We start from the raw sequence: 21,462 nt of genomic DNA on the forward strand, positions 1-21,462 counted from the left end.
ACGAGCTGCGAACGGCCGGCGCCAAACTGTCGGGAATGCCGCCACACGGGAGGACTCTTCGACCAAAAGCGCGCTCTCTTTACGAATTTGCAGCCCTGTATTGGTTTACGGGAGATTGATATCGCTCCCACGCTTTGAGACGATGGCTCCCAACAAGCAGCCCGTTAAGGGCACAATGCCGAGGGAACACCATGCCCATCGTCAAGGCAGACCGCCTCACGCTCATCAGCGCCGCGCTGCTCCGGGCAGCCGGAGCTTCCGAGGAGGAGGCCGATGCGGTGGCCACAGGCTGCGTCAACGCCAACCTCGCCGGCCACGACTCTCATGGCGTGATCGCGGTTCCGACCTACATCGACCGCATCAAGGCCGGCCATATCGTGCCCGGCGCCAAATGGACCATCGTCCAGGAATCCCCGACCACGACCGTGATCGACGGCCAATGGGGGTTCGGCTTCCATGTCAACGCCAAGGCGATGGCGCTGACGATCGAGAAGGCGAAGACGGCGAACGTCGCCGCCTGCACCGTGTTCCGGCAAAGCCATGTCGGCCGCCTCGCCGCCTATCCGTTGATGGCGATGCGCGAAGGCATGATCGGGATTGCGACGGCGGATTCCGGCCGCTCGCCAAAGCACGTGGCGCCGTTCGGCGGCAAGGAGGCGCGGCTTGGCACCAACCCGATCTCGATCGCGGTGCCGTCCGATCTGGATGCGCCGTTCTATCTCGACATGGCGACCTCGGCGGTTGCGGCCGGCAAGATCCAGCTCGCGGTCGCCCGCGGCGAGGAGATTCCGACCGGGTGGATCATCGATGCCGAGGGACGGCACACCACCGACCCCACGCAATATCGCAAGGGCGGCGCGCTGCTGCCGCTCGGCGGCACCGAGGGCTACAAGGGCAGCGGTCTCGCCGCGATGGTCGAGGTGCTTTGCGGCCTGCTGACCGGCCTCGGCTTCGGCGTCGAACCGACCGGACGTCACAATGACGGATGCTTCATGGCGGTGTTCAACGTCGCCGCGTTCCGTCCGCTGAAGGATTTCAAGCGCGAGGTCGCCGAATTCGCGCGCTATCTGAAATCGACGCCCCCCTCCGAAGGCAGCAAGGGCGTGTACTATCCCGGCGAGATCGAGGGATTGCGCGCGCAGCAACGCCTGCGCGACGGCATCGAGATCGAGGATGCGACCTGGGAAAAACTGCGCGCGCTGGCGGGGGAGTACCGGCTCGACACGGTCCTCGATCTGGCGTGATGGAATTTGGGAGAATAGCATGACGCGGCAGATGGTACTGGTCGGCTTCCTCCAGGCGCAGAACTGCACGAATTTGCCGAGCTCGTGGCGGCATCCGGACTCGCGCGACGATTCGATGTCGGCGGACTATTATCAAGAGATCGCCAAGATCCTCGAAGCCGGCAAGTTCCACATGGCGTTCTTCGACGATCGGCTGGCGATGCCCGATCGTTACGGCAACGATCATGCCCATACCGTCGAATACGGCATCCGCTGCGTGAAGATGGATCCGCTGATCGTGCTGACCACGATGGGGCTGGTCACCGACAAGCTCGGCCTCGGCGCCACTTGCTCGACCACCTATTACGAGCCGTTCGACGTTGCGCGCCGCTTCGCAACCCTCGATTTGATGTCCGGGGGGCGCGCGGGCTGGAACGTTGTGACCTCGCTCAATGACGGCGAGGCGCTCAACATGGGCCGCGATTCCCATCCCGAACATGATTCGCGCTACGACCGCGCCGACGAATTCATGGAGGTCGTGCTCGGGCATTGGGACACCTGGGAAGACAGCGCGCTCATCATGGACAAGACAAGCGGCCGCTTTGCCGATCCGGCCAAGGTGAAGCGGCTCGATCACAAGGGAGCGGCCTTCAAGTCCCGTGGTCCCTTCACCGTGCCGCGCTCGGATCAGGGCCATCCCGTCATCATCCAGGCCGGCGCATCCGGCCGCGGCCAGCGCTTTGCCGGCCATTGGGGCGAGGTGATCTTCACGGCCGCGCGCAATCTCGCCGGTGCCAAGGAAGGTTATGCCGCCGTTCGAAACGAGGCAGCCAAGGCTGGCCGCGATCCCGATCAGATGCGCCTTTGCAATTTGACGACGCCGGTCTGCGCCGCGACCAAGGCCGAGGCCGAGGACAGGATGGCGCTGATCAACAAGCTGCCGCTCGAGATCGACGCGCTGTCGCTGCTGGCTGAAGCGCTCAACTACGATTTCGCCTCCAAGGACCTCGACGAGCCGTTGACGACGGACGAGCTGAAGAGCATGCAGGGCATTCTGGGCATCCGCGACGGCGTGCTGAAGAATTCCGGCAAGAGCAATCCAAGCGCGCGCGACTTCGTCACCTTCTCCGGCCGCGGCCAGGTGCACGACGCCATGGTCGGCGGTCCCAAGGAGATCGCGGACAGGCTGGAAGAGATGTTCGTCGAGCGTGGCTGCGACGGGTTCGTCATCGCCGCGACCTATGTGCCCGGCTCCTATGCGGACTTCGTGCAACACGTCGTGCCGGAGCTACAACGGCGCGGCTTGTTCCAGAAGGAGTATCGGGGCAAGACACTCCGCGAAAATCTCGGGCTGCAGCGGCCCGCGGCCGGCGCCTGGAAGGTGCAGCCGCGCGATGCCGCGGAATAACAACGAGGACAGAGCATGCGCTGGCTGAAATTCACTGCCTCGGACAAGACCTCCTGGGGAATTGTCGAGGGCGACCAGGTGATCGCGGTCGACGGCGATCCCTTTGGCGAATGGCAGCGCACCTCGCGCACGCATCCGCTGGCGCAGGTTCGGATCGAGCTGCCGCTGATCCCGCGCACGTTCTATTGCGTCGGCTTGAACTATCTGAAGCACCTGAAGGAAGCCGCCGACAAGCGCGGTGAGGTGCCGGCCGTCCCTGATAGACCCGAGATCGGCTACCGCGCCCAGAACGCGCTGATCGCGCATGACGAGGACGTCGTGATCCCGTCCTTTGCGACGGACAAGATCCACTATGAAGGCGAGCTCGTCGTCGTGATCGGCAAGAAGGTGAAGCATCTCACCAGGCAAAATGCGATGGATTGCGTGTTCGGCTACACCATCGGCAACGACGTCAGCGAACGTAGCTGGCAGAAGGCCGACCGCAGCCTGTGGCGCTCGAAGAACTCCGACACGTTCAAGCCGATGGGCCCGTGGATCGAAACCGAGGCCAATCTGGCGAAAATGGAAACCGTCGTCCGGGTCAACGGCAAGGAGACCAACCGCTTCTACACCAACGACATGATCTTCGGTGTGGTGCCGTTCCTGGTCGAGCTGACGAAGTACTTCACGCTGTGGCCCGGCGATGTGATCTGGATGGGCACGGACGGCGCCTCGCCTGACATCGGGCACGGCGACGTGGTGGAGATCGACATCACCGGCGTGGGGACGTTGCGGAACAGGTTTGTGCGGGAGCAGCGGTAGTAGAGGTGCCGTAGGGTGGGCAAAGCGAAGCGTGCCCACCGCATTCGTAATGGAGGCGAGATGGTGGGCACGGCGCAAGCGCGCTTCTGCCCACCCTACGGCACCACGGCACTTCCCGCGTCTCAAAACGGCAGCGCCACGCTCGTCTTGATCTCCTTCAGCACCACGTTGCTGCGGACGTAGCGGATGCCGGGAATGCGGAACATGAACTCGTCGAGGAACCTGTTGTAGGCCGCCATGTCCTGCACGACGACGCGCAAATGATAGTCGGCGTCGCCCGTGGTCGCGAAACACTCCAGCACTTCGCGCCGCGTGGTCACCCGCGCGACGAACTCGTCGACGAATTTGGCATCGTGCCGCTCCAGCGAGACATGCAGGATGGCCGACATCGCAAAGCCCGCCTGCTCGCGCGCGACCAGCGCGGCATAGCCCTGGATGACGCCGGCCTCCTCCAGCGCACGCACCCGGCGCCAGCACGCCGAGGTGGACATGCCGACCTCGTCGGCGAGCTGCTGGTTGGTGGCGCGGCCGTCCTTCTGGAGATGGGCGAGAATCCGCGCGTCCTGCTCTTCGATCATGGAGTCCCCAATCCGGTAAATTCTACCGAATTTTGCCATCTTCCGCAAAATTTTACCGGATTATCGATCAAGACAGGGTGAATAGGCAAGACCTACCAGCCTCCCCGGCATACCCTTTCTTCATTCGGCAGGATGCCGCACGAGGTCCGCCATGGACGCCGTTCCATCACTCGACAGCTACGAGCTCTCAGACCGCTACGACCGCGAAGAGGGCCGCGTCTTCCTCACGGGCACGCAGGCCATCGTCCGCATCGCGCTCGACCAGGCGCGGCGCGACCGCGCCGCCGGGCTGAACACCGCCGGCTTCATCTCCGGCTATCGCGGCTCGCCGCTCGGCGGCGTCGATCTCGAGCTCTGGCGCATCCAGGAGCGGCTGAAGCGGGATCGCATCGAATTTCTCCCCGCGGTGAACGAGGACCTCGCGGCAACCGCGGTGCTCGGCTCGCAGCAGGTCGAAACGCAGGCAGATCGCGAAGTCGATGGCGTATTCGGGCTCTGGTACGGCAAGGGCCCAGGCGTCGATCGCTCCGGCGACGCCCTCAAGCACGGCAATGCATACGGTTCCTCGCCGCGTGGCGGCGTGCTGGTCGTTGCCGGCGACGACCATGGCTGCGTCTCCTCCTCGATGCCGCACCAGTCCGATGTCGCCTTCATGAGCTGGTTCATGCCGACGCTGCACCCGGCAAGCGTCAGCGAATATCTGGAGTTCGGCGAATATGGCTACGCGCTGAGCCGCTTCTCCGGCATGTGGGTCGGCTTCAAGGCGATCTCGGAAATCGTGGAGTCAGGCGCATCCGTCGCGCTGCGCCCGCCACGCATCTTCAACACGCCCGATTTCGCGCCGCCACCGGGTGGCCTGCACTATCGCTGGCCCGACCTGCCGGGCCCCCAGATCGAGGAGCGGCTGGAGGCGAAGAAGCACGCGGTTTACGCCTTTGCAAAAGCCAATCCGATCGACCGCCACATCTACGATATTCCCAACGCCACTTACGGCATCGTCACGACGGGCAAGGCGCATCTCGACTTGATGGAGGCCCTGCGGCTGATGGGCCTCGATGAAGCGGCTTGCCGCAAGATCGGGATCGACGTCTACAAGGTCGGCATGGTCTGGCCGCTGGCGCTGCATGACGCGATGGACTTCGTGAAGGGCAAGCGCGAGATCCTCGTAGTCGAGGAAAAGCGCGGCATCATCGAGAGCCAGTTCAAGGAATATTTTTACGACTATCCAGGCTCAAAGCCCGAGCGCATGGTCGGCAAGCACGACGAGCGAGGGGCGCGGCTAATCTCCTGGATCGGCGAATTGTCGCCGCGTGCGCTCGCTGGAGTGCTCGCACGCCGGCTCGATCCGATGTTACCAGGCCTCAATCTCGCCGCACGCGCAGTCGCGCTGATGCCTGAAGCCGCACGCACGATCAACGTCAGTGGTGCGACGCGCACGCCGTATTTCTGCTCCGGATGTCCGCACAACACGTCGACGAAGGTGCCGGAAGGCTCCAAGGCGCTGGCCGGCATCGGCTGCCATTTCATGGCGAGCTGGATGGACCGCGAGACCTCCTCGCTGATCCAGATGGGCGGCGAAGGAGTCAACTGGGCGGCGTCGTCACGCTTCACCGGCCACAAGCACGTGTTCCAGAATCTCGGCGAAGGCACCTACTACCACTCCGGCTCGATGGCGATCCGGCAGGCGATCGCCGCTAGGGCCAACATCACCTACAAGATCCTGTTCAACGATGCGGTGGCGATGACCGGCGGCCAGCCGGTCGACGGTCCCATCAGCGTGCATGCCATCGCCCATAGCGTTCGCGCCGAAGGCGTCGGGCGCATCGCGCTGGTGTCGGATGATCCCGCGCAGTTCTTGCCGGCAGACCTGCCGATCGGCGTGACGATCCATCCGCGCGAGGAGATGGACGCCGTGCAGCGCGAGCTGCGCGAGGTATCAGGCGTCTCGGTGCTGATCTATCAGCAGACCTGCGCCACCGAGAAACGGCGCCGGCGCAAGCGCGGGCAGACCGCCGATCCCAGGCGCTTCGCCTATATCAACGATCTCGTCTGCGAAGGCTGCGGCGACTGCTCGGTCGAGTCCAACTGCCTCAGCGTCGAGCCGAAGGAGACGCCGTTCGGCCGCAAGCGCCAGATCAATCTCTCGACCTGCAACAAGGATTTTTCCTGCCTCAACGGCTTCTGTCCCAGTTTCGTGACCGTCGAAGGCGCGATCCGCCGGAAGAAGAGCGCAAGCCAAATCGATGCGCTCGGCCGCGCGGCTACGCTTCCCCTGCCTGCTCCCGCCACGCTCGACCGTCCCTACGACCTGCTGGTAACAGGCGTCGGCGGCACCGGCGTGATCACGGTCGGCGCCCTGATCGGCATGGCCGCGCATCTGGAGTGGCGTGGCGTCTCCGTGCTGGATTTCACCGGCTTTGCACAGAAATTTGGTCCCGTGCTGAGCTTCATCCGCCTTGCACCAAGTCCGGACGAGCTGCATCAGGTCCGCATCGACCAGGGCGCGGCCGACGCGCTGATCGGCTGCGACCTCGTCGTCAGTTCCTCGCCTAAGGCGTCCGGCACCTATCGCCGGGGCATGCGCGCCGCGGTCAACACCGCGGAGATGCCGACCGGCGACGTCGTCCGCTTCCGCGACGCCGATCTCGCCTCGCCCGCCCGCCTGCGCGCGATCCGACAAGTCATTGGCAACGACAATCTCGACACCATCAATGCCAACGCGCTCGCCGAACGGCTGCTCGGCGATGCAGTCTATGCCAACATCATCATGCTCGGCTTTGCCTGGCAGCGCGGCCTGATTCCGGTCGCGCTGCCGGCGCTGCTGCGCGCGATCGAGCTCAACGGGGTCGCGGTCGAACGCAACAAGCAGGCCCTTGCCTGGGGCCGGATCGCCGCGGCCGATCCCGAGTTTTTGCCGAAGACGGACGAGGCGCCCGAAGCCGAGACTCTCGATCAGATCATCGATCGCCGCGCCGATTTCCTCACCACCTATCAGGACGCCGCCTATGCGATGCGCTATCGGGCGACCATCGCAAAGGTCCGCAGCGCCGAAGCCGCTCTAAGCAGTGAGGTGCTGACCGAGGCGGTCGCGCGCGCCCTGTTCAAGTTGATGGCCTACAAGGACGAATACGAGGTGGCGCGTCTGCAGATGCAGAGCGGTTTCCTCGGCGAGCTGAAGCGCGAGTTCGAGGACGGTTTTCGCGTCCAATATCACCTCGCGCCGCCGTTCCTGCCGTCGAAACCTGACGCACGCGGCCGTCCGCGCAAGCGCGCTTTCGGCCAGTGGATCCAGATGCCGCTCGCGATGCTGGCGCGGTTGAAGGGATTGCGCGGAACACCGTTCGATCCGTTCGGCTACACGAATGAGCGGCGCACTGAACGCGAATTGATCGCCTGGTATGAAGGCCTGATCGAACGCATGCTCGGCCAGCTCGAGGCTGCACATCTGCCCGACCTCGTTGCCGTCGCAAAAGCGCCGATGGAGATCCGCGGCTACGGACCAGTAAAGGACACCGCGATCGCCAAGGTGAAGCCCGAGGTCGAGCGACTGCTCACGAATTTGACGACATCGGTAACGCAAAAGATGCACGCCCGCGGTTGACGCGGCACCAGTGAGGCCTCAGCCTCCGGACTTTAGGTGGCGCCCTGTTGGCGCCCCTGCAATCGGATGACGCATCATGGATTTCGACCAGTTGACCCTGAGTCAGGCCGTCGCCGACCTGCGCGCCGGAAAAGTCACGAGCACCGCACTCACGTCAGAAGTACTGAGCCGCGCCAAAGCCCACGCCGAGCTCAATGCCTTCGTCACGCTGGACGTGGTCGGCGCCCTGAAGGCCGCGGCTGCGTTCGACACATCGGGCGACAAGACAAAACCGCTCGGCGGCGTGCCCATCGTGATCAAGGACAACATCGAAGTCGTGGGACTGCCCTGTAGCGCCGGCACACCGGCACTGAAGGACTACGTTCCGAAGGCCGACGCGCCCGTAGTCGCGAAGCTGCGAGCTGCAGGCGCCGTCATCATCGGCAAGACCAGCATGCACGAGCTCGCCTTCGGCGTCTCCGGCTACAACACCGCGTTCAAGACCGGCGCGGAGTTCGGCGTGCGCAACGCTTATGACCGCACGCTGATTGCCGGCGGCTCCTCGTCCGGCACAGGCGCCGCGCTCGGCGCGCGGATCGTCGCGGGCGGGCTCGGCACCGACACCGGCGGATCGGTCCGGGTTCCCGCCGCGCTGAACGGATGCGCCGCGTTGCGCCCGACGGTCGGGCGCTATCCGCAAGAGGGTATTGCGCCGATCTCGCACACCCGCGACACCGCGGGGCCCATGGCCGCGACGATGGCTGATGTCGCGCTGCTCGACCGCGTGATCGCAGGCGGCGACGCGATTGCGCCGGCTGATCTGAAGCAGGTGCGGATCGGCATCGCGAGATCGATGCTGACCAATCTCGACGCCGATACGGAAGCTGCGTTCCACGCGGCGATCGCAAAAATGAAGGCGCAGGGTGTCACGGTCGTCGAGATCGAGATGCCTGAGCTCACCGAGCTCAACGGCCAGGCCAGCTTTCCCGTCGCGCTGTATGAGGCCTATGACGACATGGTCGTCTATCTCAAGCACACCGGGACCGGCCTCAGCATCGAGGCGCTGGCAGAGAAGATCTCCAGCGCCGACGTGAAAGGCATCTATGATGGCATGGTGATCCCGCGAAAACTGCCCGGCCCCGACAACGCGCTGTTCGACGCGAGGCCGATCTATGACGCCGCGATCAGGACCGCGCGCCCCGCGCTTCAGGCGCTCTACGGCAATACGTTTGCCAGCAACAAGCTCGACGCCGTCGCCTTCCCGACCACGCCGCGGGTTGCAATTGCCTCCAACCCGGAGTCCAGCAGTCTCGAGAATTTCGGCCTGATCATCCAGAACACCGATTCCGGCAGCAATGCCGGCATTCCCGGCGTCCAGATCCCGATCGCGCTTGGCGCGACAAGCAAAATGCCTGTCGGCCTCGAACTGGACGGCCCTGCCGGAAGCGATCGCCGCCTGCTTGCAATCGGCATGGCGCTTGACGCCGTGTTTGGACGATTGCCGCCGCCGCGTTGACGAAATCGTAGGGTGGGCAAAGCGAAGCGTGCCCACCTCTTTTCGAATCATGGAGAGATGGTGGGCACGGCGCTAACGCGCCTTTGCCCACCCTACGGCTCTGCCGCCGCCAATTCACGAATACGGATTGATCAGCTTCTGCTGCTCGGCGCTGTGATGCACGAGCATGTCGATGAAGGTCCTGACCTTCGCCGACAGATGATGCCGGTGCGGATAGACCGCGTTCATCGACATCTCGACCGGCCGATATTCGGGCAGGAGACGCACCAGCCGGCCGGCGTCGAGATCGTCGCTGACCAGGAATCCGGCCATCAGGCAGATGCCGGCCCCCTCCAGCGCCATGTTCCGCAACGCTTCTCCACTGTTGGTGACGAGCCTGCCGGAAATACGCACTGATGCCGGTGTCCCCTTGCGATCGAGGAAGCGCCACTCGTCGCCAAAAGGATAGTTCAGGTGACGGCCGCAATTGTGCTCGGTGAGCTCGGCGAGCTGCTGCACCCGGCCATGTCTTTCGAGATAGTCGTGCGAGCAGCACAACACATGCCGCCACGTGGCGAGGCGGCGGACGATCAGGCTCGAATCCGGCGATGCAATCATGCGCAAGGCTATGTCGTATCCCTCCTCGATCAGATCGACATCAACCTCGCCCATGCGCAGATCGACCTTAACCTCGGGATAGGTGGAGAGGAGCTTGGCCACGACCGACGCGACCATGGGCACCATGTGGGTGGCGGCATGGACCCGCAGCGTGCCGCGCGGCGTCGATTGCAGCGCGCCGGCGATGTCATCGGCCTGTTCGAGATCGGCGAGGATCTGCGTCGAGCGGTCGTAATAGGCCTTGCCGATTTCGGTGAGACTGACTTTTCGCGTGGTGCGGTTCAGGAGCCGAACCCCGAGCCGGTCCTCCAGCGCCTGGACGTGGTTGCTCACCATGGTCGTGGACATGTTGAGCCGGCGGGCGGCGGCGGAGAAGCCGCCATTTTCAACCACCCGGACGAAGGCGGTGAGACTGGTGAAGCGGTCCATCGGTCTGGCTCCGGATTATCCGCTATGGCTGGATAATGCTTCCATTTCTTCCGGGATTATCACAAGCGGGAAGACAGCGCATCTTGCTGGCATCAATACCGCACCGTTCGGACCGGGGCGGTTGGGAATTCCGAGGATGCCATGTCGAATACTTCTTATGTTACTGAAATCAATCAGAAAATCAGCTTTCGCCCGTCCCGGCAGGCGATCAAGCGGGCGGCCATCGGCCTGGCACTGGTCCTCGGAATCGCCGCGGCCGGCGACTTCGGCTACGACTACCTGAGCACCGGCCGCTACCTCGAATCCACCGACGACGCCTATGTGAAGGCGGATTCCACCATCGTCGCGCCCAAGGTTTCCGGCTACATCGCGAAGGTGCTGGTTGGCGACAACGAGAAGGTCAAGGCGGGCCAGACGCTGGCGAAGATCGACGACCGCGACTTCAAGGCGGCACTCGACCAGGCCCGCGCCGATGTCGCCGCCGGCGAAGCCTCGGTGCGCAACATCGACGCCCAGCTCGAGCTGCAGCAGCCCATCATCGAGCAGAGCACGGCCGACGTGGCCGCGGCCGACGCCAATCTGAAATTCGCCCAAGAAGAGCGCGCCCGCTACGACGATCTGATGAAGTCGGGCTCCGGCACGATCCAGCGCGCGCAGCAGACCGATGCCGCGCTACGCGCCAGCAACGCGCAATTGCAGCACGCCAAGTCAGGCCTGGTGGCCGCGCAACGGAAGGTCGATGTGCTCACCACCCAGCGCGCCCAGGCCACAGCGCAGCTCGAACGGGCGCGCGCGGTCGCACAGCAGGCAGAGCTGAACCTGTCCTATACCGAGATCACCGCGCCGGTGGACGGCACGGTCGGCGCACGCTCATTACGCGTCGGCCAGTATGTGCAGGCTGGCACGCAATTGATGGCGGTGGTGCCGCTCGATGCGGTCTATGTCGTCGCGAACTTCAAGGAGACGCAGCTCACGCATGTGCGTGCGGGCCAGCCGGTCGAGCTGCACGTCGACAGTTTTCGCAATCGCACGCTACGCGGTCACGTCGACAGCCTGTCGCCGGCCAGCGGACTTGAATTCGCGCTGCTGCCGCCCGATAACGCCACCGGAAATTTCACCAAGATCGTGCAACGCGTGCCGGTGAAGATCGTGCTCGACGACCACAGCCTGACCGGCCTGCTCAGGCCCGGCATGTCGGCGGTGCCGACCATCGACACCAAGGCGACTGTGCTGGCCGAGCGCGAGACGGCCAAGCGGCTCGCCGACAACGCCTCCCGCCCGGACGGCGGCTGAAGCCGGGAAGGCTAGCAGGATTATCAAGTCCCGCCGGACGATCCTTCCCACGCTTCCTCGATTATCGAAACCAACCGCCTAATGCATCCTGTCTCCGTGACCGAGACGAGGCTTCCATGAGCACGCTCCAACCGACCGCCGACGCCGCCTCCGCTGCCGGCATTCCCGCCCCTGCCGCGCCCGCCACGCCGGCGGTTTCCGCAAAAACCTGGATCGCGGTGATCGGCGCGACCCTCGGCGCCTTCATGGCGGTGCTGAACATCCAGATCGTCAACGCTTCGCTCGCCGACATCCAGGGCGCGATCGGCGCCGGCATCGACGACGGCGGCTGGATCTCGACCTCCTATCTGATCGCCGAGATCGTGGTGATCCCGCTGTCCGGCTGGCTCGCGCAGGTGTTCTCGATCCGGATCTATCTGCTCACCAACGCGGTCCTGTTCCTGGTTCTGTCCGCGGCCTGCGCGCTGGCGCAGGACCTGCCGCAAATGATCGTGCTGCGCGCGGTGCAGGGTTTCACCGGCGGCGTGCTGATCCCGATGGCCTTCACGCTCATCATCACGCTGTTGCCGCGCGCCAAGCAGCCGGTCGGCCTTGCGCTGTTCGCGCTGTCGGCAACGTTCGCACCGGCGATCGGCCCGACCATCGGCGGCTATCTCACCGAGAATTTCGGCTGGCAGTACATCTTCTACGTCAACCTCGTGCCCGGCGCGATCATGGTCGGCATGCTCTGGTACGCGCTCGACGCCAAGCCCATGAAGCTTGCGCTGCTGCGCGAGGGCGACTGGGCCGGCATCTTCACCATGGCGATCGGCCTGTCGGCGCTTCAGACCGTGCTGGAAGAGGGCAACAAGGACGACTGGTTCGGCTCGCCCTTCATCGTCAAGCTGTCGGTCATCGCGGCCACCGCGCTGACCGCCTTCCTGATCATCGAACTGACGGCGAAGAAGCCGCTGCTCAATTTGCGCCTGCTGGTGCGCCGTAATTTCGGCTTCGGCATGCTCGCGAACTTCCTGCTCGGTGTCGCGCTCTACGGCTCGGTGTTCATCCTGCCGCAATATCTGGCGCGCATCCAGGGCTACAATGCCGAGCAGATCGGCATGGTGCTGGCCTGGACCGGACTGCCGCAACTCCTGCTGATCCCGCTGGTGCCGCGCCTGATGCGGAAGTTCGACGCGCGGATCATCATCGGCGTCGGCTTCGTGTTGTTCGCAGGCTCCAACTTCATGAACATCTATATGACCAACGATTACGCTGCGGACCAGCTGTTGTGGCCCAATGTCGTCCGTGCGATCGGCCAAGCGCTCGTGATGGCCCCGTTGTCGGCTGTGGCGACTGCCGGCATCGAAGCGGAGAATGCAGGCTCGGCCTCAGGCCTGTTCAACATGATGCGCAATCTCGGCGGCGCCGTCGGCATCGCGCTGCTTCAGACCGTGCTGACCAAGCGCGAGCAATATCACTCCAACGTGCTGATGCAGTCGGTCTCGGTGTTCGAGCAGGCGACGCGGACCCGGCTGGAGCAGCTCACCCAGTATTTCATCAATCACGGCGTGCTCGACCGCGCCGACGCCGCGCATCGCGCCTATGTCGCGATTGGCCATACCGTGCAGAAGCAGGCTTACATCTTCGCCTTCAGCGACACCTTCTATCTGCTCGGCATGGCACTGATCGTGGCGCTCGTCGCCGTATTCTTCCTGAAGAAACCCGGCCAGACCTCGGCCGGTGGAGCGCACTGAGATCAACCCAAGAGACTAACTCAAGCAAAGGAGAACGACCATGAAACCCCGCATGAACTTCTACCAGGCCGCCCCCGACACGATGAAGGCGCTGATGGCGCTGGAGGAGCAGATCCAGTCCACGGGACTCGAGAAATCGCTGATCGAGCTCGTCAAGATCCGGGCGTCGCAGATCAACGGCTGCGCCTTCTGCATCAACATGCACACCGAGGACGCCCGCAAGCGCGGCGAGACCGAACAGCGCATCTATCTGCTCAACGCCTGGCGCGAATCCCCGCTCTATACCGATCGCGAGCGTGCCGCGCTGGCCTGGACGGAATCAGTGACGCTGATCTCCGAGACCCACGCGCCGGACGACGTCTACGAGCAGGTCCGCGCGCAATTCTCCGACGCGGAGACGGTAAACCTGACGATGTTGATCGGGGCCATCAATGCCTGGAACCGAATCGCGATCGCGTTCCGCGCGGTGCATCCGGTGAAGGTGAAGGCGTCCGTGGCGTAGGGGCGATGTTCGTGACGGCGTGATGGACGCAATGCCGCCTCCACACATCCAACTGTCATGCCCCGCCTAGTGCGCAATTGCGCACGGGGGCGCGGCATCCAGTACGCCGGGGCCCATCGATTGAACCACGACCGCCTCGGAGTACTGGATCGCCCGGTCAAGCCGGGCGATGACACCTAAGCTTGGTGATGCAGTGCCGCGCCCCTCGCAGCGTGGTCGGCTTAAACCGCCGTCGCCTTCGCGAACTCGATATAAATCTCCCGCAGCCGCGTGGCCATCGGGCCGGGCTTGCCATCGGCGACCTTCTTGCCGTCGATCGCAACCACCGGCTGGACGAACAGCGACGCCGAGGTGGCGAAGGCTTCCTTGGCGGCGAGCGCCTCGGCGACCGTGAAGGAACGTTCCTCGACGCGGAGCTGACGCTCTTCGGCGAGCGCCACCACGGCCTTGCGGGTGCAGCCCGGCAGGATCGCGTTGGAGTTCTTGCGGGTCACGATGACGTCGTCCTTGGTCAGGATGAACGCCGAGGACGAACCGCCCTCGGTGACGTAGCCGTCTTCCAGCATCCAGGCCTCGCCGGCGCCGGCTTCGGCCGCGGCCTGCTTCGCCAGAACCTGCGCGAGCAGCGCCACGCTCTTGATGTCGCGCCGCTCCCAGCGGATGTCGGGCACCGTGATCACGTTGATGCCGGTCTTGGCCGAGGCCGCGTTGATGATGTCCTTCTCGGAGGTGAACATCACTAGGCTCGACTTGACGTCGCCCTTGGGAAAGGCGAAGTCGCGGCCCTTGTCGGCGCCGCGCGTGACCTGGAGATAGACGAGGCCGTTCTCGACCTTGTTGCGCGCGATCAGCTCCTTCTGGAGCTCGGTGATGCGCTCGACCGTCTCCGGCAGCTTCAGCTTGATCTCGCCGACCGAGCGCTCCAAGCGCGTCAGATGCGAAGCGTTGTCGATCAGCTTGCCGTCGAGCACGGCCGAGACCTCGTAGATGCCGTCGGCGAACAGGAAGCCGCGATCGAGCACCGAGATTTTGGCGTCCGAGAGCGGGACGAATGAGCCGTTGACGTAGGCGATCGGATCCAAGGCAGGTCTCCTGGCGGGAGTGGAATTTTGCCAGTTCGTATACGGGATTTGTTTGGGTCACGAAACCCTCAACCCGTCATTCCGGGCCCGCGCCAAGAGGCGCGTCCCGGAATGACGGCGGAGGTTAGTGGGAGAGAATCTTCGACAGGAACTTCTGCGCGCGGTCGCTGCGCGGCTTGCCGAAGAAGTCCTCCTTCGCCGCGTCCTCGACGATCTCGCCGCGGTCCATGAAGATGACGCGGTTGGCGACCTTGCGGGCAAAGCCCATCTCGTGGGTGACGACCATCATGGTCATGCCTTCGCGGGCGAGATCGACCATGACGTCGAGCACCTCGCTCACCATCTCAGGGTCGAGCGCCGAGGTCGGCTCGTCGAACAGCATCACGATCGGGTCCATGGCAAGCGCGCGGGCGATCGCGACGCGCTGCTGCTGGCCGCCGGAGAGCTGCGCCGGAAATTTCTGCGCCTGCTCCTTCAAGCCGACGCGGTCCAGGAGCTGCATGCCCTTCGCCACAGCCGCGTCGGACGACCGTCCCAGCACCTTCTGCTGCGCGAGGCAGAGATTGTCGATGATCTTCAGGTGCGGGAATAGCTCGAAATGCTGGAACACCATGCCGACGCGCGAACGCAGTTTCGGCAGATTGGTCTTGGGGTCATTGATCTTAGTGCCGTCGACGCTGATGTCGCCCTCCTGGAACGGCTCCAGCGCATTGACGCATTTGATCAGCGTCGACTTGCCCGAGCCCGAGGGGCCGCAGACCACGACGACCTCGCCCTTGGTCACGCTGGTGGTGCAGTCGGTCAGCACCTGGAAGGTCGGGGTGTACCATTTGTTGACGTGGCTGATTTCGATCATGACCGATGCGCTCTATCGAAGGATGGCGATGCGCGCCTGGAGGCGACGAACGCCGAAGGACGCGATGCAGGAAATGGTGAAGTAGACGACGGCCGCAAACAGATACATTTCGACCAGCCGTCCGTCGCGCTGCGCGACCTTGCTGGCCGCGCCGAGGAAGTCCGTGATCGACAGCACGTAGACCAGCGAGGTGTCCTGGAACAGCACGATGGTCTGCGTGATCAGGACCGGCAGCATGTTGCGGAACGCCTGCGGCAGCACGACGTAGCGCATCGTCTGCGCATAGTTGAGCCCAAGCGCGCTGGCCGCGGCCGGCTGTCCGCGCGAGATCGACTGGATGCCGGCACGCATGATCTCGGAGAAGTACGCGGCCTCGAACATGATGAACGTGATGAGCGAGGATGCGAACGCGCCGACGCTGATCGGGCGCGACGCGCCGGTCAGCCACTGCCCGATATAGGGTACCAGGAAATAGAACCAGAAGATGACCAGCACCAGCGGCAGCGAGCGCATGAAGTCGACATAGATGCCGGCGATGCGGCCCAGGATCTTGAAGCCCGAGAGCCGCATCAGCGCGAGTGCAGTGCCGAAGATCAGGCCGCCAAGCGCGGCGAGTGCCGTCAGCGTCAACGTAAACGTCATGCCCTCGTAGAACAGATAGGGCAACGCGCGGATAATGACGCCGAAATCGAAATTGCTGAACATGGCGCTATTTCCCCGTGATGTAGCCGGGAATCGCGACCCAGCGCTCGAGGAAGCGCATCGCGGTCACCACGACGGCGTTGACGAGGAGATAGAGGAGGGTTGCGGCGGTGAAGGCCTCGAACACCTGGAACGAGAATTCCTGCATCGAGCGCGCCTGCCCGGTGAGTTCGAGCAAACCGATGGTGATGGCCACGGCCGTGTTCTTGATGGTGTTCAGGAACTCGGAGGTCAGCGGCGGCAGGATGATGCGGAACGCCATCGGCAGCAGCACGTAGCGATAGCCCTGCACGGTGGTCAGCCCGAGCGCAGTCGCCGCCATCTTCTGCCCGCGCGGCAGCGAGCCGATACCGGCCTGCAATTGCACGGCGACGCGCGCCGACATGAAGAAGCCGATGCCGATCGCAGCCGTCCAGAACGGCGCGTTCGGCAGTTGCTTCAGCCAGAGGCCGGCGGCCTTCGGCAGCAATTCCGGCAGCACGAAGAACCACAGGAACAGCTGCACCAGCAGCGGCATGTTGCGGAAGAACTCGACCCAGCAGAAGCCGAACCAGTAGGCGCCCTTGGACGGCAGCGTGCGCATGACGCCGACGAGCGAGCCGAAGATCAGCGCGATGATCCAGGCGAGTACGCCCGTCTTCAGGGTCAGCACCAGACCCGACAACAGCATGTCGAGATAGGTGCCGGTCCCCATCGGGTTCGGCTCGAAGAAAATTCCCCAGTTCCAGTGGTAGTTCACGTGTCCCCCGCGCGAACGCGCCAATCATGGAAGTCGCAGGCGCCTATGCAAATGACCGGCCACTCTCCCTCCAGAATGGCCCGAATATGCTCCCTCGCCCCGCTTGCGGGGAGAGGGTTGGGGTGAGGGGGGCTCTCCGCAAGGGAGGTGATAGTTCGACTCGTGGAGAGTCCCCCTCACCCGGAATCCGCGCTTTGCGCGAATTCCGACCTCTCCCCGCACGCGGGGAGAGGTAGACAGCATCTTACTTGTAATCGTCCGGGTTCGGCGAGTCCGACGGTTTTGCGAACTCGTTCTTCAGCTCGGCCGAGATCGGGGTGTTGAGGTTCAGACCCTTCGGCGGGATCTTCTGCGTGAACCACTTTTCGTAGATCTTCTGGCCCTCACCGGAGGTGTAGACCGCAGCGGTCGCGGCATCGACCACCTTCTTGAAGGCGGCGTCATCCTTGCGCAGCATGATGCCGTAGGGCTCGGGCTTCGAGAACGCGTCCTTGGAGATGACGTAGTCGTCCGGCGCCTTCGAGCCGGCAACCAGGCTCGCGAGCAGGATGTCGTCCATGACGAAGGCGACCGCGCGATCGGTCTCGACCATCAGGAAGGCTTCGGCGTGGTCCTTGGCCGGGATGATGTTGGCGCCGAGCTTCTTCTCGACGTTGGCCTCGGTGAGCTGCTTGATGTTGGTGGTGCCGGCGGTCGAGACCACCGTCTTGCCCTTGAGGTCGTCAATCGACTTCAGGCCGCTCGACTTCTTGAAGACGTAACGGCTCGCCGTCAGGAAGTGGGTGTTGGTAAAGGCGACCTGCTTCTGGCGCTCGACATTGTTGGTGGTCGAGCCGCATTCGAGGTCGATCGTGCCGTTGGCCATCAGCGGAATACGGGTCGCCGAAGTCACCGGATTGAGCTTGACCTCGAGCTTGTCGAGCTTGAGCTCCTTCTTCACGGCGTCGACGATCTTGTAGCAGATATCCATCGCGAACCCGACCGGCTTCTGGTTGTCGTCGAGATAGGAGAACGGGATCGAGGAGTCGCGGAAGCCGAGCGTAATGGCGCCGGTGTCCTTGATGTTCTTCAGCGTGCCGGTCAGCTCCTGGGCCCCGGCCTGGCTGACGGCGAAGGTCGCGGCGAGCGCGAGGCCGATGCTACGGAAATGTCTCACTTTTTTGTTCCCCTTTCAGGATGATGCGGCCGGATGCAAGCACAAATCAGGCCGGATTAGAATGTGACTTTCGGCTGGATTGCGGCTCAGGTTAATGGCTCAGCTTAATGGCTTGGGCAATTCCCCGAGATCCCAGAACAGCCCGGCCATCACCGTCAAGGCCTCTTCGGTCAATGGCAGCAGGATGTGCTCATTGGGCGCATGCTGGGAGCAGCCGGGATAGGAGTGCGGGACCCAGATCGTCGGCAGGCCCAGGATCTCGGAAAACACGTCGTTGGGCAGCGAGCCGCCGAAATTCGGCAAAACGGCCGGCGCTTTCCCGGTGGTCTCCTTCACCGAATCCGCCGCCCATGTGATCCAGGGGCTGTCGAAATCGGTGCGCGACGCCGCAAAGCTCTGGGCGGCCCGCACCTCGACCATCGGAAAGCCCTTTTGCACCAGATGCGCGCGGACGGCATCGATCAGGCCGTCGACCTTGGTGCCGACCACGAAACGCAGTTGCAGCACGGCATTGGCGTGGCCGGGGATGGCATTCGCGGGCTTCTCGATATTGCCGGACGACATCGCCAGCACTTCGAGCGTGTTCCAGGCATAGAGCCGCTCGGCGGCCGACAGCCCTTCCTCGCCCCAGTTCTCCGCGAGCGCCGGCTCGTCCTCGGTCGGCACCACCTGCACGTCGGCAAGATAGCTGCGGATCTGGTTGGTAAGCCGCGGCGGCTCCAGCGCGTCGAGCTGAAGCCGGCCATGGCCGTCGACCAGCGTCGAGATCGCGTTGACGAGAATGGTCGCGGGGTTGGCGAGCACGCCGCCCCAATTGCCGGAATGATGGCCGCCATCGCGCAGATTGACGTCGAGATGAATGCGGATGCCGCCACGGCAGCCCAGGAACAAGGTCGGCCGGTCGGCCGACAGGCGCGGTCCGTCGGAGGCCATGAACAAATCGGCCTTGAGCGCATCGCGATTGAGGTCGCAGACCTTGCCGAGATCGGGCGAGCCGATTTCCTCGCCCATTTCGACGATGAATTTTGCGTTGAAGCCGAGCTTGCCGCCGCGGGCCTCGCGCACCGCGCGGAGTGCCGCCATGTTGATGCTGTGCTGGCCCTTGTTGTCGGCGGTGCCACGGCCGTAGAGCCGCGTGCCCGCAACCGTCGTGCGCCATGGATCGCGGCCGTCGCGCCACTCCCCCTCCATGCCGTCGACGACGTCACCATGGCCGTAGATCAGCACCGTCGGCGCTGACGCGCTCTCGTGATGCTCGGCGAACAGGAACGGCGCCTTGCCGCTCGGGGATTCGACGATGCGGCTGGTAAAGTCGAGCGCGGCAAAGGAGGGCATCATCTCCTGTTCCAGGTAGCCGCGCAGCTCGGCGCCGCGCGACGGGTTCTGGCTTTCGGTCTTGAAGGCCACGCGGCGGTCGAGCTCGGTGAGGAACGCACCGGATTTGAAATCGTCACGGGCGCGGGCGATGGCGTCGGCTCTGGTCATGGCTGGTTTTTCGGGGCGTTGGGACGAAGGACCATACCCGAGACAGGTAGCCCTTCGAAAGTGGCGGGGACTTGGACAGTTCTTGGAGTTCTCTTGTAGTTCTCTTGCGATTTCGTTCTTGCTCTCTTGAGATTGGCTTGCCAAGAGCGGGAGCGCCGCTGATTTTGGCCTTGCCAAGCGCAAGCCTTTCTATTCTTGGCCCTTGCCAAGGGCCAATTATATGCAAGAACTTCGCCAAGTTGGGGCGCACGTTTATCATTCGAAGAGCGCTCGGTACAGGGCGCCGGGGGATCATCATGGCCAAGCAGATCAGGCTCAACGCCTTTGCGATGAATTGCGTCGCGCATCAATCACCCGGGCTGTGGACCCATCCGCGCGATCGCACCGCCGAATATAACCGCCTGCCCTACTGGATCGATCTCGCCAGGACGCTGGAACGCGGGCGTTTCGACGGGTTGTTCCTGGCCGACGTGCTCGGGGTCTATGACGTCTATGGCAGCAGCCCTGACGCGGCCTTGCGCAATGCAGCGCAGACGCCGTCGAACGAGCCGCTGCTGCTGCTCTCGGCGATGGCGGCGGTGACGAAAAATCTCGGCTTCGGCGTCACCAGCAATCTGTCCTTTGAGCCGCCCTACCCGTTCGCGCGGCGGATGTCGACGCTCGACCATCTCACCGAGGGACGGATCGGCTGGAACGTCGTCACCGGCTATCTCGACAGCGCCGCACGCGGCGCCGGCAAGGACAAGCAGACCGGGCACGACGACCGCTACGATATCGCCGACGAATATATGGAGGTGGTCTACAAGCTCTGGGAAGGCAGCTGGGAGGACGACGCCGTGCTGCGCGACCGGGCGCGCGGCATCTTCACCGATCCCACAAAGGTTCATCGCGTCAATCATGAGGGCGCGAATTACCGCATCAACAACACCATCCATCTCAGCGAGCCGTCGCCGCAGCGGACGCCCGTGCTGTACCAGGCCGGCACCTCGCCGCGCGGTCGGCAGTTCGCGGCGAAGCACGCCGAATGCGTGTTCATGTCGGGACCGTCGGCCAAGATCATCGGGCCGCGCGTCTCCGCGATCCGCCAGGAAGCCGCCGCGCTCGGCCGCAACCCGGCGGAGATCCTGATGTTCAACATGATGACGATCATCCTCGGCAATACGGAAGCCGAAGCGGCGGCGAAATATGCCGACTACCGGTCGCATATCAGTGCGGAAGGCGCGCTGGCCCTGATGTCGGGATGGACCGGCATCGACTTCTCCGGCTACGAGCTCGACCAGCAGGTGCGTCACGTCCAGAACGATGCCGGCCGCAGTGCACTCGACAACGTCACCCGCGGCGACCCCGACCGCGTCTGGACCGTCCGCGACGTCATCGAGCATGTCGGCATCGGTGGCGCCGGCCCGGTCGTGGTCGGCACGCCGGAGAGCATCGCAGATAAGATCGAGGATTGGTTCGAGAAGACTGACGTCGACGGCCTCAACGTCGCGTTTGCGATCTCGCCCGGCGATTTCGATGATATCGCCGACATGCTGGTGCCGGAGCTGACCAAGCGCGGACGCTACAAGCCGGAATATGCGAAAGGGACCCTGCGGGAGAAGCTGTTCGGCGACGGCCGCGCAAGGCTCGGTGCGCCGCATCCGGCGGCAGGATATCGGGTGGGGAAGAAGGGGTAGAAGCCGCTAGGTACGCTGTCATGCCCCGGCTTGACCGGGGCATCCAGTACGCCGCGGCCTATCGAGGAATCACAGCCGTCTCTGGAATACTGGATCGCCCGATCAA

At 64.0% G+C, this 21,462-nt stretch carries 17 protein-coding genes; 9 read left to right on the top strand and 8 right to left on the bottom strand.

Going from position 1 to position 21,462, the window contains the following annotated elements; translation table 11 throughout:
* The first annotated feature begins 191 nt into the window (after window positions 1–191).
* Genes AC5ZFO_RS26065 through AC5ZFO_RS26075 form a run of 3 tightly spaced genes read left to right on the top strand, consistent with a single transcriptional unit; the run spans window position 192 to window position 3,432 of the window.
* Window positions 192–1,244 carry an Ldh family oxidoreductase gene (locus AC5ZFO_RS26065; RefSeq protein WP_282521913.1) on the top strand — a complete coding sequence of 351 codons (1,053 nt, stop codon included), beginning with the start codon at window positions 192–194 and terminating at the stop codon, window positions 1,242–1,244.
* 19 nt (window positions 1,245–1,263) lie between these two features.
* Window positions 1,264–2,631, top strand: coding sequence for an LLM class flavin-dependent oxidoreductase (locus AC5ZFO_RS26070; RefSeq protein WP_282521912.1), 1,368 nt, complete (start codon window positions 1,264–1,266; stop codon window positions 2,629–2,631).
* A 15-nt stretch (window positions 2,632–2,646) separates the two neighbouring features.
* The gene (locus tag AC5ZFO_RS26075; protein WP_282521911.1) at window positions 2,647–3,432 is read left to right on the top strand and encodes a fumarylacetoacetate hydrolase family protein; all 786 of its coding nucleotides are present in this window, start codon (window positions 2,647–2,649) and stop codon (window positions 3,430–3,432) included.
* Between the two features lie 122 nt (window positions 3,433–3,554).
* On the opposite strand, the gene AC5ZFO_RS26080 is transcribed toward AC5ZFO_RS26075, so the two are convergent.
* A complete protein-coding gene (locus tag AC5ZFO_RS26080) occupies window positions 3,555–4,010 on the bottom strand; it encodes an Lrp/AsnC family transcriptional regulator (protein ID WP_282521910.1) in 456 nt (151 codons plus the stop codon).
* Between the two features lie 151 nt (window positions 4,011–4,161).
* On the opposite strand from AC5ZFO_RS26080, the gene AC5ZFO_RS26085 reads away from it, so the two are divergent.
* Both AC5ZFO_RS26085 and iaaH read left to right on the top strand, forming a co-directional pair.
* The gene (locus AC5ZFO_RS26085) at window positions 4,162–7,611 is read left to right on the top strand and encodes an indolepyruvate ferredoxin oxidoreductase family protein (protein WP_282521909.1); all 3,450 of its coding nucleotides are present in this window, start codon (window positions 4,162–4,164) and stop codon (window positions 7,609–7,611) included.
* Between the two features lie 76 nt (window positions 7,612–7,687).
* A complete protein-coding gene (gene iaaH, locus AC5ZFO_RS26090; RefSeq protein WP_282521908.1) occupies window positions 7,688–9,106 on the top strand; it encodes an indoleacetamide hydrolase in 1,419 nt (472 codons plus the stop codon).
* A 114-nt stretch (window positions 9,107–9,220) separates the two neighbouring features.
* Here iaaH and AC5ZFO_RS26095 read toward each other — a convergent pair whose 3' ends face one another.
* Window positions 9,221–10,132, bottom strand: coding sequence for a LysR family transcriptional regulator (locus tag AC5ZFO_RS26095; protein WP_282521907.1), 912 nt, complete (start codon window positions 10,130–10,132; stop codon window positions 9,221–9,223).
* 141 nt (window positions 10,133–10,273) lie between these two features.
* Between AC5ZFO_RS26095 and AC5ZFO_RS26100 the strand changes: the two genes are divergently transcribed.
* The 3 genes from AC5ZFO_RS26100 (at window position 10,274) to AC5ZFO_RS26110 (ending at window position 13,660) form a co-directional block, all read left to right on the top strand.
* Window positions 10,274–11,425 (top strand): HlyD family secretion protein, encoded by a 1,152-nt coding sequence (locus tag AC5ZFO_RS26100; protein ID WP_282521906.1) that lies wholly within the window; start codon window positions 10,274–10,276, stop codon window positions 11,423–11,425.
* A gap of 116 nt (window positions 11,426–11,541) precedes the next feature.
* Window positions 11,542–13,158, top strand: a complete 1,617-nt coding sequence (locus tag AC5ZFO_RS26105; RefSeq protein ID WP_282521905.1) for an MDR family MFS transporter — start codon at window positions 11,542–11,544, stop codon at window positions 13,156–13,158.
* 40 nt (window positions 13,159–13,198) lie between these two features.
* Entirely contained in the window at window positions 13,199–13,660 is a 462-nt protein-coding gene (locus AC5ZFO_RS26110) for a carboxymuconolactone decarboxylase family protein (protein ID WP_007615070.1), read from the top strand.
* 221 nt (window positions 13,661–13,881) lie between these two features.
* Here AC5ZFO_RS26110 and AC5ZFO_RS26115 read toward each other — a convergent pair whose 3' ends face one another.
* The 6 genes from AC5ZFO_RS26115 to AC5ZFO_RS26140 form a co-directional block, all read right to left on the bottom strand.
* On the bottom strand, window positions 13,882–14,742 hold the full coding sequence (locus tag AC5ZFO_RS26115) for a D-amino-acid transaminase (RefSeq protein ID WP_496122796.1): 861 nt from the start codon (window positions 14,740–14,742) through the stop codon (window positions 13,882–13,884).
* A gap of 124 nt (window positions 14,743–14,866) precedes the next feature.
* A complete protein-coding gene (locus tag AC5ZFO_RS26120) occupies window positions 14,867–15,598 on the bottom strand; it encodes an amino acid ABC transporter ATP-binding protein (RefSeq protein ID WP_028147939.1) in 732 nt (243 codons plus the stop codon).
* Window positions 15,599–15,610: 12 nt separating this feature from the next.
* Complete coding sequence (locus tag AC5ZFO_RS26125; RefSeq protein WP_282521903.1) at window positions 15,611–16,303, bottom strand: amino acid ABC transporter permease; 693 nt, start codon at window positions 16,301–16,303, stop codon at window positions 15,611–15,613.
* Window positions 16,304–16,307: 4 nt separating this feature from the next.
* Entirely contained in the window at window positions 16,308–17,039 is a 732-nt protein-coding gene (locus tag AC5ZFO_RS26130; RefSeq protein ID WP_282521902.1) for an amino acid ABC transporter permease, read from the bottom strand.
* Window positions 17,040–17,283: 244 nt separating this feature from the next.
* Window positions 17,284–18,195 carry an amino acid ABC transporter substrate-binding protein gene (locus tag AC5ZFO_RS26135; protein WP_282521901.1) on the bottom strand — a complete coding sequence of 304 codons (912 nt, stop codon included), beginning with the start codon at window positions 18,193–18,195 and terminating at the stop codon, window positions 17,284–17,286.
* Between the two features lie 99 nt (window positions 18,196–18,294).
* The gene (locus tag AC5ZFO_RS26140; RefSeq protein WP_282521900.1) at window positions 18,295–19,680 is read right to left on the bottom strand and encodes a M20 family metallopeptidase; all 1,386 of its coding nucleotides are present in this window, start codon (window positions 19,678–19,680) and stop codon (window positions 18,295–18,297) included.
* 296 nt (window positions 19,681–19,976) lie between these two features.
* Here AC5ZFO_RS26140 and AC5ZFO_RS26145 point away from each other — a divergent pair, with 296 nt between their 5' ends.
* Window positions 19,977–21,356, top strand: coding sequence for an LLM class flavin-dependent oxidoreductase (locus AC5ZFO_RS26145; protein ID WP_496122797.1), 1,380 nt, complete (start codon window positions 19,977–19,979; stop codon window positions 21,354–21,356).
* Window positions 21,357–21,462: the final 106 nt, after the last annotated feature.

It is taken from the genome of Bradyrhizobium sp. Unk1, assembly GCF_059512345.1.

Bases quoted from the DNA above. Each gene is read 5' to 3' on its own strand.
- AC5ZFO_RS26065 (WP_282521913.1), top strand. From the start codon at position 192: ATGCCCATCGTCAAGGCAGACCGCCTCACGCTCATCAGCGCCGCGCTG.
- AC5ZFO_RS26070 (WP_282521912.1), top strand. From the start codon at position 1,264: ATGACGCGGCAGATGGTACTGGTCGGCTTCCTCCAGGCGCAGAACTGC.
- AC5ZFO_RS26075 (WP_282521911.1), top strand. From the start codon at position 2,647: ATGCGCTGGCTGAAATTCACTGCCTCGGACAAGACCTCCTGGGGAATT.
- AC5ZFO_RS26080 (WP_282521910.1), bottom strand. From the start codon at position 4,010: ATGATCGAAGAGCAGGACGCGCGGATTCTCGCCCATCTCCAGAAGGAC.
- AC5ZFO_RS26085 (WP_282521909.1), top strand. From the start codon at position 4,162: ATGGACGCCGTTCCATCACTCGACAGCTACGAGCTCTCAGACCGCTAC.
- iaaH (WP_282521908.1), top strand. From the start codon at position 7,688: ATGGATTTCGACCAGTTGACCCTGAGTCAGGCCGTCGCCGACCTGCGC.
- AC5ZFO_RS26095 (WP_282521907.1), bottom strand. From the start codon at position 10,132: ATGGACCGCTTCACCAGTCTCACCGCCTTCGTCCGGGTGGTTGAAAAT.
- AC5ZFO_RS26100 (WP_282521906.1), top strand. From the start codon at position 10,274: ATGTCGAATACTTCTTATGTTACTGAAATCAATCAGAAAATCAGCTTT.
- AC5ZFO_RS26105 (WP_282521905.1), top strand. From the start codon at position 11,542: ATGAGCACGCTCCAACCGACCGCCGACGCCGCCTCCGCTGCCGGCATT.
- AC5ZFO_RS26110 (WP_007615070.1), top strand. From the start codon at position 13,199: ATGAAACCCCGCATGAACTTCTACCAGGCCGCCCCCGACACGATGAAG.
- AC5ZFO_RS26120 (WP_028147939.1), bottom strand. From the start codon at position 15,598: ATGATCGAAATCAGCCACGTCAACAAATGGTACACCCCGACCTTCCAG.
- AC5ZFO_RS26125 (WP_282521903.1), bottom strand. From the start codon at position 16,303: ATGTTCAGCAATTTCGATTTCGGCGTCATTATCCGCGCGTTGCCCTAT.
- AC5ZFO_RS26140 (WP_282521900.1), bottom strand. From the start codon at position 19,680: ATGACCAGAGCCGACGCCATCGCCCGCGCCCGTGACGATTTCAAATCC.
- AC5ZFO_RS26145 (WP_496122797.1), top strand. From the start codon at position 19,977: ATGGCCAAGCAGATCAGGCTCAACGCCTTTGCGATGAATTGCGTCGCG.